The 11958-nt window shown below is 53.3% G+C and carries 8 protein-coding genes; 1 reads left to right on the top strand and 7 read right to left on the bottom strand.

What is annotated here, in order from left to right; all coding sequences use genetic code 11:
- Positions 1 to 10 precede the first annotated feature (10 nt).
- The 6 genes from B5F29_RS00040 to B5F29_RS00015 all read right to left on the bottom strand — a co-directional run bounded on the left by B5F29_RS00040 (position 11) and on the right by B5F29_RS00015 (position 9232).
- Positions 11 to 1489, bottom strand: coding sequence for an Hsp70 family protein (locus tag B5F29_RS00040; protein WP_162608317.1), 1479 nt, complete (start codon positions 1487 to 1489; stop codon positions 11 to 13).
- Between the two features lie 44 nt (positions 1490 to 1533).
- Positions 1534 to 3642, bottom strand: coding sequence for a tetratricopeptide repeat protein (locus B5F29_RS00035; RefSeq protein ID WP_162608316.1), 2109 nt, complete (start codon positions 3640 to 3642; stop codon positions 1534 to 1536).
- Positions 3614 to 4972 carry an MATE family efflux transporter gene (locus tag B5F29_RS00030; RefSeq protein WP_087152636.1) on the bottom strand — a complete coding sequence of 453 codons (1359 nt, stop codon included), beginning with the start codon at positions 4970 to 4972 and terminating at the stop codon, positions 3614 to 3616. The genes B5F29_RS00035 and B5F29_RS00030 overlap by 29 nt, the downstream gene beginning before the upstream one ends.
- Positions 4969 to 6969 (bottom strand): NB-ARC domain-containing protein, encoded by a 2001-nt coding sequence (locus B5F29_RS00025; RefSeq protein ID WP_087152635.1) that lies wholly within the window; start codon positions 6967 to 6969, stop codon positions 4969 to 4971. Before B5F29_RS00025 ends, B5F29_RS00030 begins: the two co-directional genes overlap by 4 nt.
- Before the next feature lie 4 nt (positions 6970 to 6973).
- Positions 6974 to 7906 (bottom strand): hypothetical protein, encoded by a 933-nt coding sequence (locus B5F29_RS00020; protein WP_087152634.1) that lies wholly within the window; start codon positions 7904 to 7906, stop codon positions 6974 to 6976.
- 240 nt (positions 7907 to 8146) lie between these two features.
- Positions 8147 to 9232 (bottom strand): KamA family radical SAM protein, encoded by a 1086-nt coding sequence (locus B5F29_RS00015; protein WP_087152633.1) that lies wholly within the window; start codon positions 9230 to 9232, stop codon positions 8147 to 8149.
- A 169-nt stretch (positions 9233 to 9401) separates the two neighbouring features.
- Between B5F29_RS00015 and B5F29_RS00010 the strand changes: the two genes are divergently transcribed.
- The gene (locus B5F29_RS00010; protein ID WP_162608315.1) at positions 9402 to 11315 is read left to right on the top strand and encodes a transglycosylase domain-containing protein; all 1914 of its coding nucleotides are present in this window, start codon (positions 9402 to 9404) and stop codon (positions 11313 to 11315) included.
- Positions 11316 to 11324: 9 nt separating this feature from the next.
- Here B5F29_RS00010 and B5F29_RS00005 read toward each other — a convergent pair whose 3' ends face one another.
- Positions 11325 to 11825: an ATP-binding protein gene (locus tag B5F29_RS00005; RefSeq protein ID WP_087152631.1), complete on the bottom strand. Its 501-nt coding sequence runs from the start codon at positions 11823 to 11825 to the stop codon at positions 11325 to 11327.
- Between the last annotated feature and the right edge of the window lie 133 nt (positions 11826 to 11958).

Raw genomic sequence — 11958 nt, 5'->3', positions numbered from 1 at the left:
CTCCTCCCGCCTACTGCACCACGATCCGTTCCAGAAGCGTCGTCTGCTCCGCGATCTCCGACTCGTCCAGGTTGCTGCTGCGGGGAATCTCGATCTCTTTATAGATCTCCGGCTCCGCATGGATCCTGGCGTATACGTGCAGAAGCTGGTTCTGGTTCAGGAACATTTCCACCGTCACCCTGGTGTTCCTGGGAATCCCCGGCGGCAGGAGGATCTCAATCCCGGCCAGGATGCTCACATAATCCAGGTCCTCGTCCTCCCCCTCCGTGATCTCCAGGCAGATCTTTTTCATATCGTTCGTCCCTGTATAATAGTCCCTGGACATCCGGGCAGGAAGCGCCGTATTTCTGGGAATGATCACACTGTTGTATTTCTCCGCTCCGGCTCCTCTGCGGGACACGATCCCCAGGCTGTGGGAACACACATCCTGGACCTTTTCAAACAATCCGGAAGCATAGAGCGCCGCTCCCAGCGCCACCGCCTCGTCCGGATTCGTCTCATGGGAAGGCTCCATCCCGGAAAATTCCCGGAGCCGCTCCGCGATATACGGAATCTTGCTGGATCCGCCCACCAGGAGAAGTTTGTCGATATCTTTCCAGCTCATCCCGGCATCCTGGAGCACCATCCGCACCGTGCTCTCCGTCCGCCCGTAAAATCCTGCGATCATCTTTTCAAACTGCGCTCGGGTAATCTCCAGCTTTTCACGTACCTTCCCGATCTTGATGACCATCTGGGCGGAAGTCCTGCTGCTCAACTGGATTTTGCAGTTCTCCGCTTTCAGGCTCAGTTCCTGCAGTTCGTCGATATATTCGTCGTCGTACACATCCAGACCGTATTTCTCCAGAAGGTAATCCGCCGCATAATTCAGGATCAGCTGGTCGAAAAAATGCCCGCCCAGTTTGCGGATCCCTCCGGTGGCCACCACCTCCGCCTGTTTCCCGCAGATCTCCACGATGGAAGCGTCGAAGGTCCCTCCGCCCAGATCGTAGACCAGGATGCGTCCCTTCTCCATACGGCTGCTCCATGCATAGTAGAGCGCGGCGGCCGTGGGCTCGTTGGGCATACAGGCCACATCGAGTCCCGCCATCCTTCCCGCATCCTTTGTGGCCTGCCTCTGCGCGTCATTAAAATAGGCAGGCACTGTAACCACTGCCTGCCGAATCTCTTCTCCGAGAAATTCCTCGGCGTCTTTCACAATTTTTTTCAGTATCAGCGCCGACACCTGCTCCGGAGTATAAGCCGTTCCTGAAGGAAGAACAAACTTTCTGTCCGTACCCATATAATCTTTTACCGTGGAAACGACCGCGTCTCCCATCAACACCATGGACTCTCTGGCATCTTCCCCCACGACGACCGTGCCGTCGTCCTCTTCCATCACTACCGAAGGAGTCAGACGCGCCCCCCTGCTGTTGCTTACAAGCTGCGGGTTCCCGTCCGGATCCAGATACGCCGCCGCTGAAAAAGTAGTTCCCAGGTCAATCCCGATCATCATTCACCCTCCTGACTCTGTATTTTTGTACATTAACGATTTCTCTATTCTTCGTCAATAAGGTGAACTTTAACATTTCCGCCCGCCGCCTTCCATTTGGACTGTATTTTCCGGATCCAGTCTTTTTGATATGGAAAATCTTCCATCAGCTTCTGTATGATCTCCCCGTACAATCCGGCCGCTTTCTTTTCATCGCCCATTTTCAGATACAGGTCCGCCATCTGCTCCCGGCAGCTTAATACCTCCTTCGATCCCTCCATCCGGTAAGCCAGCGCGGTCTTCAGCATCTCTTCCGCGACTTCCTCAGCCCGTCCGTAATCTTCCAGCGCCATCAGCGCTTTTACCAGAAAACGTTCAAATTCCACCAGTTCGTAGCCATAGTTCTTGCCTTCCTGCACCTCGTCCCAGACTCCCTTCCATGCCTGATGCCCCAGTTCCCAGGCTTCCTGCAGCCTTCCCATGTCGTACAGGATCCTCGCCTTGTTCAAAAGCCAGTGGCACCAGGTATTCTGGGCGTCACTCTCCTCGTACCAGACGCCCCTTTCTTCACAGAGATCCCAGTATTTCCTGCCGATCTTCAGCGCCTCATCCGCCAGGTCAAGCGCCAGCTCCAGATCTCCTCTGTAGCGCGCGGATCGGGAAAGTTTGGCGTAGGAAGTGCCGAGGGTATTAAAATACCGGTCGTCAAACGGCCTGCAGGCGTTCAGGCTCTGAAAGCCTTTCTCATACCAGACGTCCGCTTTCTCAAAATTCATGGAATTATAATAGACGGCGGCCATCCACAGATAGGTTTCCCCGGTCGCCTGATGTACAGCGCCGTAACAGGCTTCCATCTGACAGACCAGGCTCCTGCAGCATTTTTCCGCCTCTTCAAAATATCCCTGGATCCACAGCCATGCGATAAACGCGCCGTATTCTCTGAACAGCCACGGTTTCGGCGCCGAAAAAGCGTTCAGGAAAGCAAATATATACGGCTCGATCTCCTGGTTTTCCAGATAGGTCCTGTTCCAGGAATTGCGCGCGATCTTATAGAATCCATGCAGAAGCATTCTGCAGTTTGTCTGGGTAGGTACAAACACGTCGCGGGCCGCTTTTGCGATGATCGGATGGAGCGAAAGCACATATTTCCCCTCTTTCTCCTCCCGCCGTATCAGCAGACGGTCTTCCAGCCGTTCCACTGCCCCGGGAGCCATTCCCGATACCTGATAATACAAATCTTCTGAAATCCCCTGCACCGGCATCAGGGACAGTTCCCGGAGCGCCTGTTTTTCCCATTTTTTCAGAGGGAATCTGCGGAACATATCCTTGGCGATCATCTCCATCGTGCCGGATGCGTCTTTTCCCGGCTCCACGCCGTGCAGCTTCAGCATCATAAGCAGCGTATGCCCGCCGATCCTCTCCCGGTATTCCCGATATTCTTTCCATTCCTCCTGCGTCGGCTCCGATCCCCGGTACGCCCGGACAAACTCTTCCCATTCCCGGCCCGGTTCCAGTTCCGTCACCGGGATCCCGCCGGCCACTCCCCACATGGCAGGATCGACCCGGGTCGTGACCAGAATATCGCAGGGCAGGGCAAAGATCTGTTCCATGTACGGATCTGCTTCCCGGTTGCAGTCGTCCAGCACCAGCAGAAATCTGGATTCTTCCCCAATCTCCGTCAGAGCTTTCATTTTTTCTTTAAAATACTGCTTCTTGCTCCCGTATTTATCTTTGGAATAATGCAGGTTGGAGACCGCCACGCGGATATCGTCGCAGAACAGCGGAGAAAAGCCGATGTCGCAGGACAGGAAAAGCACGGAATCATACTCTTCCTGATGGCGGCGGACATATGCCCTGGCGATCGCGGTTTTGCCGATCCCCCCGATTCCATACAGAACCGCCGGCCCGGATTTTTCCGCCAGGATCTCCTCGATCCGCGTCAGGTAACGCTCCCTTCCCACAAAACACTCCTGCAAAGCCCGGTATCCGGAACGGATCCGGTATTTTTTCCGCTCTTCATACTCTTTTCTGATCCGGCGAAGGTCGCGCAGGCTTTTTTCTTCTTCCTCCGCTTCCCGGAATCCCGGGGGCGTCTCCCTGTATTTTTTCCGAAGGCGGAACAGGCGCTCCTGCCATTCCAGATTTTCACCGTCCAAATACTCGTTCTTCCCCATAAGCATCCCTCCATGCCTCTTTCATTCTCTTCCGGTAAAGCCACAGCGCGGTGAGTCCCGGCAGTCCCCAGACCAGCGCCGTATTGAGGCAGACCGCCGTATATCCCATCAGCGGGACCAGTACCCACGCCGAGAAAAACCGCGCCGCCATTTCCAGAAAGCCCAGCAGCAAAAGCACTTTATAATATCCCATCCCCTGCAGGGCGTTCCTTCCGATCATCAGGACCACCAGGAACGGGTAAGAGGCCACCGCCACATACAGCCAGCTGTTCCCGGCCTGAAGAAGGCCAGGAGATACCCCTGGCCCGGCCAGAAGGCGCATCAGGGACGGAACCCACACCGGCGCCAGCAGTACATAGCCCGCGCACCAGTACAGGCTGTGCACCGTCATCTTCCGATTATAATAAAACGCCATCTCCGGGCTCCCGCTGCCCACGTTCTGCGCGGACATGATATTCGCGGCAATCGCATACGCGCATAACGGCTGCATAAACAGATTCATCAAAGACATCGCGTATGTATATCCGGCGATCACATCCACAGAATACAGATTCACGCAGCGCTGCACCGCCATATACCCGATGTTGGTCATAATCCCCATCATAGATTTCGCTGTGCCGCTCTCCAGAATATCCCTCCATATGCCGGGGGTTCCTCCGGCCAGGGGACATATCAGTTCCCTTCCCCAGTCCCTGAGGCACAGATAAAGGAACAGCAGCAGGGAACTGATGCCCTGACTGATGAACACAGCCAGAGACACTCCTTCCACCCCCACGCCAAGCATGCCCAGCAGGACGACAGACATCGCGGTCTGGGCAACAGCGGAAGCAATCATCACAACGGAAGGGAACGTGCTCTCCCCCTTTCCCTGTATGACGCAGGCCAGAAGGTTCTGGATCCCCCAGAAGCCTCCGCCCAGGAAAAGCCATACAAGGTACCGGCGGGCTTCCGGCCGCATCCATTCCGGAATATTTGCCAGACCCATAAAAGGCTCTGTGAAAAGAGCCAGCAGCATGCTTCCGAAGGTCAAAAAAAGCGTGATTTTTACCGCCGTCTGAAATACCGAACGCATCTTTCCGCTGTCCTTTAACCCGGCCTGCCGGTTGATACAGATGCTGAATCCTGTCGTCATGTGCACAAACAGAGATTCCACCACGCCGCTCCATCCGCTGCACGCGCCGATCACCGCCACCGCTTCCTCGTTCAGGTAGCGTCCCGCCACCGCGGCGCTGACGGGTTCATAGATCTGCTGAAAGACCGCGGACAACATCAGCGGCAGCAGAAAAAGTCCCAGCTTTTTTCCGGATATTTTCTCCGTAAAACGTATCACATCCTGTCCCCCCTGTTCTCTCCGGCCATATGCGGCCGGGCTGTCCGGCTTCCGGATAATTTTTCATCGATCCGCCTGATCCATTCCTCCTGATACGGGTATTCCCGGCACAGAAAACTTCGGACAGCTTCATACTCTTCCCCGGCCTCCCGGAAGTCCCCGGCTGCCATGCACACGTCGCCCAGCTGTTCCCGGCAGCTCAGCGTGTCCTTGAAGTACCTGCCCCGGTACCGCTCCGCTTTCTCTACCATATCCCTGCACAGTTCCTTTGCCTGCCCGAATTCTCCCCTTGCCGCCAGCACTTCCACCAGGACGCTTTTAAACTCATTTTCACGGAACTCCTCCGCGCCCTTTTTTTCCTGTACCCGGCGCACATACCCTAGTCCCTCCCGGCACAGCGCCTCCGCCTCTTCATTCCGTTCCATGCCGAGCAGGATTTTTGCTTTATCCAACAGCGCATAGTGATACAGCACTTCCCAGTTTCCTTCCCAATCATACCAGGCACCTCTCTCGGATTCCTCCCGGAGCGCTTCTGCGTGCCTGAGGGCTTCTTCGATCAGTTCCAGCGCACTTTGATATTCTCCCTGATACCGGAAGATCCGGGAAATCTTACTGCAGGCATTGGTACGGGCCTGATAATATAATTTGTCAAAAGACGGACATTTCTCCAGTACCTCATACCCTTTCCGGTACCAGGATTCCGCCTCGTCATAATATCCCTGGATCCATAAAAACGTAGCCACCGTATCCAGCTGGCGCGCCAGCCAGGGAAGCGGCCTGGGGAAAGCGGAAATCAAAGCGAACACATACGGTTCCATTCTCTGGTTCTGCAGGTACGTCCGGTTCCAGGTATAGTACAGCAGATGTGAAAAACCATCCACCAGCTTATGGCAGTTCTCCAGAGACGGCGCAAATACGGCCCTGGCAGCTTCTGCGATCAGCGGGTGCAAAGACAATATTTCATCCTCTTTTTCATCCTCTTGATCCGCTCCGCATACCATTTCTCTCCGCACCAGCAGATGGTCCGCAAGGCAGTCCACCGCCCGGTCCGTCACCCGGGAGACTTTCCGGTAAAGAGATCTTGAGATTCCTTGTACCGGCATAATTGACAGCTCCCTGAGCGCCTGCTTTTCCATCTTCCCGAGCCGGAAACGGGACAGCAGATCCCTGGCGACCGTATCCAGCAAATCTCCCTGAATCTCTATTCCCCGGACCCGCATCATCATGAACAGCGTATGTCCGTTCACCTGTTCCCGGTACTCCAGGATTGCTTTTATCTCTTCCGGGGTAAGTTTTCTGTCCTGATAGGCCCCGACAAACTGCGCCCATTCCTTGTCTGTCTCCAGCTCCCGGATCCGGATCCCCTTGTACGCGCCCCATACGGAAGGATCCATCCTGGTGGTGACAAGAATATGGCAGGGCAGCGAAAATACCGTTGCCATTTTCGCATCCCTGTCCATATTGCAGTCATCGAACACCAGCAGCAGCCTGGTTTCTCCGGCAATATCCTGAAGAACCTTTATCTTTTCCTTAAAGTAACGGTTTTTATTTCCATATTTATCCGCGGAATACTGCAGGTTGACGATCGGGAGCTGGCAGTCGTCGCAGATCACCGACTTGAGGTCCGCCTGGCAGGACAAAAACAGCACGGCGTCATAATCCTGCCGGTGCTTCCGGATATATGCCCTGGCCAGAGCCGTCTTGCCGATCCCTCCGACCCCGTACAGGACTACCGGGCTTTCCCACTCCTGGAACCGGCGCTGTATTTCTTCCAGGTAACCTTCGCGTCCCACAAAAGGCTCTTCCGGAGGGCAGTAACTTGCCTGGATCCGATGCCTGTTCCTGGCCGCATACTCTTCTTTTTCACGGATAAAACGCTCCCATTCCCGCAGCGCTTCCTCATCGCTGCGGAAACCGGGCGGCGTATCCTTATATTTCCCGCGCAGAAGAAACAGCCGTTCTCTCCATTCCCAGAATTCATCATTTGAAGAAGTCATCCGTCTATTCGCTCCCCTTCAGCGCCTTAAAATATAAGAATCTCAGGCTTGTATTTCCTCTTTCTTCCAGATACCGGTCCAGGATCCCGTATGCTTCCCGGAACCACCGGCTGCAGCTTTCCGGATCTTTTCCGGAACAGTTTTCCTCATACAGTTCCAGGAAGCCAAGGATCAGGCGGTCCAGACGGCTCCCGTCCACCTGCGTATGCGTATCCTGCAGCGGAAGGTACCCAAACGCCTCCAGGCGGCTGCTTAACAATTCCCTGCTCACGAAAGGAACCGCGAACAGCAGAAGATGCCGGATCATCGTCTTTCTGGGAATCTCTCCCAGAAGCTTCATCTGACGCCCGAATTCCGATACATAATTGATGCTGGCAATGTGCTGCTTCACTTCTGTCTGATCCGGTTCTCTGGCGTCCAGATAGCTTCTGGCGTCCGTATAATAAATATGGCGGAGACTGTGTTCCAGATCCGCGCCGGAGCGGTAAAGACGGTGGCGGATCACAGGATGGACTTTATCCAGATATTCCTGGATCAGCTCGTTCAGAAGCCCGATCCTCCGTCCATAGGCTCCTCCCTCCTGCTCCGTCTCAAAAACGCGGTCGCTCCGGTCATAATATCCCTGGATCAGATACCGCATCTCCTCTTCGGAAAGATCCAGTGCTTTTCCAAAAGACAGACACTGTTCCCTGCTCACCGGAAGGTGTCTCCCGGTTCTCCAGTAACGGATCTTCAAAGTGTCCGACGGTTTCCCCGGAATCTGCGCATACATTTTCATATAGATCTGCTCGTCCGCTTCCGCTTTTCCCAGGCTTCTATTCGCTTCCCGGAATCTGTCATACATACGTCCGAGCCACTGCTTTTCCGGCCGCTCCCTTTCTCCTGCCTCCAGACATGTGTCCGCAAGGTTCCAAAGCGCCTTTTCCATATTTCCCATAACTCTCCCCCGAAAAATCTATCTCCCCTGTATTCCGGTTTTCACTGTACCCACAGAAAGGTATATATATCCAAGTTAAAATTAACATTCTTAAATTTTACCGGCAATCATGTAAAGTTTAACATTTTCTTTATATCAGGGCATCCGGCATCTTTTTCCATTCGGGCCGGCGCGCGCCAAAAAACCGCCCGCACCTCGTATTTACGATTGTGCGAGCGGTTTATGTTTTATCACGCAGTCTTAGAAAAGCCAGCACTGCCCCGGCTCCAGACGCGCTGCAAAAAGCTTCGCCGCGTCGGTGCCGTCCTTGGCCTGATTGAATTTAAAAAGCATCTGTCCATCCGGAAGTTCTCCCAGGATTTCGATCTTTCCCCTGGGCGTGGACATGCAGTAGCGGATGCATTTCCCCTGTCCATTCTGCATGTTTTTTGCCTCGTCCACGATCCGTACGCCCCGTTCCAGAGGCACCTGGAACTGGTTCTTTACACCGCGCACCGGACGGCACTGGAAAATGTAGTACGGAACGACGCCTGCCGCAGTCAGATTCCTCAGGAGCCGTCCCAACACCTGTGGGTCATCATTGACGCCTTTTAACAATACCGTCTGATTTTTGAAGATGATCCCCATTTTGCGGAAAATACGAATCACTTCCCTGGCCTGCCAGGTAAGTTCTCTGGGGTGATTGAACTGACTTACGATATAGATCTGTTTTTTATCTGCATAATAACGGAAAATGTCCTGCAGCTCCTGATCCTTCAATATCCGGTCCGGAAATACCACCGGCACCCTGGTACCGAACCGGATCAGGTCCAGATGCTCCATCCCGGTCAGCGCGTCCAGGTACCGTTTGATCATCCGGTTGGACATCATAAAGGAATCGCCTCCGGATACCAGCACATTGGTCAATTCCTTGTGTTCCGCCACATATTCCATCATGGCCTCAAAATTCTTGGCAGTCTCCGCGTCATCCAGTCCTACCAGCCTCTTCCGGAAACAGTGTCTGCAGTACATGGCGCAGCGGTTTGTGGAAAGGATCAGCGCCGTCTGGGCATATTTATGCTGCAGCCCCGTCTGTACCGTATTGTCCGCTTCCCCGCTGGTGTCAAATTCCCCCGACATATCTGTCTCCGTCAATGACGGAATACACATACGGCGAATGGGATCATTCGGATCCTCCCTGTCAATCAACGATAAATAATACTCCGGCACTGCCATCGGATACCGTTCCAGGATCTCCTGCATCTGCCTTTCTTCCTCCGCCGTCAGTCCCAGGTATCCTGCGATCTCCGATGCATTTGTATAAATTTTTTCTGTGTTCCAGCTCATAGAACCCTCCTTTCCTGTTTTCATCCCCAACACTTTAACGCTTTTTAACGTCAGTATACTATATTTTAAGACTTTTGACCAGAAAGCTCCGGGGATTTCTTTTTTAGGAATTGCACTTCCCCGCAATTTGTAGGATAATATCCTTATCATGCCGCGCAAGGAGGACAACGTGAAAAAACACCATATCAAAAAAAAGAGGCAGACAAAGGGAAGCGTCTTTTTCCGCATCTCCCAGATTTTTGTACTCTGCCTTTTTATCGGCGCCGGATTTCTGTTTTTCCGCGCCGGGTATATTCAGACTGTATTTTCATTATATAAGGAAGCAAAAGAGGTCATAGCGGATTCCTCCATCGACGACTTCCGGAACTATCAGTCCGGAGAAGTCTACGACGCGGACGGGGAACTGATCGCTCTTCTGCGCAATGACCGCAATATCACATATCTGACCTCAGACGAGATCCCGCAGCAGGTAAAAGACGCTTTCGTCAGCATCGAGGACAAACGGTTTTACAAGCATGGAGGATTTGATCCCTTCGCCATTGTCCGCGCTTCTCTTTCTTTAATTTCCAAAAACAGTATTTCTCAGGGAGGAAGCACGATTACCCAGCAGCTTGCGCGTAATATCTATCTGACCCACACAGTGAGATGGGAGAGAAAAGTAGAGGAAATCTTTATCGCCATTGCTCTGGAGAATAAATATTCCAAAGATGAAATACTGGAATTTTATATTAACAATATCTATTACGCCAACGGATACTATGGCATCCAGGCAGCCAGCCGGGGATATTTCAGCAAAGACGCGGATGAACTCACTCTGTCTGAGACCGCTTTTCTCTGCGCGATTCCCAACAGTCCCAGCCTGTATGATCCCCTGACAAACGGAGAGAATACATTGAAACGGCGGGATCTGATTCTGGAGAACATGTATAAAGATGGGAAGATATCCCAGGAAGAGTACGAAGAAGCGCTTGCTGAAGATATTGTATTAACAAATTCCAGTCCATCATTTACCAGGACCTGGGCGCATACCTACATCTATGAATGCGCCGCCCGCGCTCTGATGGAAGCGACCGGTGAAGACTATGACACCTGCCGAGAGAAACTCTATAACGGAGGTTACCGTGTTTATACTTCCATCGATATGGATATGCAGGAGCTTTTACAGAGTACGATCGACCGGCAGCTGGAAGCTTACAACACCATGAATTCCAACGGGACCTATGCTTTACAGTCCGCCGCGGTCTGTATCGACAATGAGACCGGTCTGGTGGCTGCCATCGTGGGCGGCCGTTCCCAGGAGGATGTTTCTACAGACTATAACCGGGCTTACTTAAGCTTCCGCCAGCCTGGAAGCGCTATCAAACCTCTGATTGTCTATACTCCGGCACTGGAACGGGGCTACACGGCTTCTTCCACCGTGATCGACTCCAAAGAGGAAGACGGGCCGGAAAACTCCGGCGGCAGCTACGCAGGCGCCATCTCTCTGCGTACCGCAGTGGAACAGTCCAAAAATACGGTGGCCCACAAGCTGCTGCGGGAATTAACACCGGAAGTGGGCCTTTCCTATCTTCTGGATATGAATTTTTCTTCTATCGAAGCAGAAGATTACAATCTGTCAGCCGCTCTCGGCGGATTCACCACCGGGGTCAGCACCGTAGAAATGACGGCCGCCTATGCCACACTGGCCAATGAGGGCGTCTACCGTCTTCCCACCTGTATTGTGAAAATCACGGATATGGATGGAAACGTGATCGTGGAGCCGGACCGGGATGAACATCAGGTCTATGAGGCGTCCGCCGCCAGAGAGATGACCAACATCCTGGAGGGAGTCCTTACCCGCGGAACCGCCCGGGGACACGGCCTCTCCGACATGCCCGCCGCCGGAAAAACCGGGACCACCAATGACAATATCGACGGCTGGTTCGTGGGCTATTCTGCCTACTACACCACCGGCGTGTGGGTAGGCTTCGACTCTCCCCGGGGCGTGAGCGCCCTCTCCGGCGCCAGCTATCCGGTCGATATCTGGCATGACTTTATGGAGCAGATCCATACCGGACTGCCGGAGAAAGCACTGAACGACTAGCGGTGAGCATTATACTCGCGCGGTAAAATACAGCTGCCTGGGACTGCTGGGTTTTTCCGGTATGCTCAGGCAGATGAAACCTTTTTCCACCAGCGGTGTCACATGCCGCTGGATGGCATAGGTTGTGGAAGACAGTCCCAGATAATCACAAATCTCCCGTCGGGTACGGGGCGTCCTGCAGAAAATCAGCAGTGATTTCTCTTCTTCTGTCAGCCTGTCCGGCTGTTCTTGTCCATCCTCCCTCATCTTATAAAATTCAACAAGAAAACTTCCTCTGGTGTCCTGAAAAACCGGTTCCGGAAGACCTGCCCCGGCCAATGCCCTGCGCATCGTTGGGATCCCTGAATATCTGTTCTCTGTGACTTCCAGGATCTCCAGCGCCGATGCAAGCACTGGATTTCTTGTATCAGGCTGTACTTTCCCAAGCTGGTCAACCCTCAGTCTGCCGTAAATACCGCCCGGATTACGGATCTCCAGCCGGTCCTCGTACATTACCACCTGAATCGGCATCCCTTCTGTATGGATACTGTAATCCCGGTGTTATGTGAAGTTAATAGTTATGCAAAGGAAGTTCTTGTTTTATCGGAAACAAGGGCTTTTTTCTTTCTTTAACTTAGCATAAAATCATGATACCTTCAAGAGA

Origin of the sequence: Lachnoclostridium sp. An196, assembly GCF_002160135.1 — a bacterium.
GTDB classification, from domain to species: domain Bacteria; phylum Bacillota; class Clostridia; order Lachnospirales; family Lachnospiraceae; genus Hominiventricola; species Hominiventricola avistercoris.
This window is presented reverse-complemented; position numbering and strand designations above follow the sequence as displayed.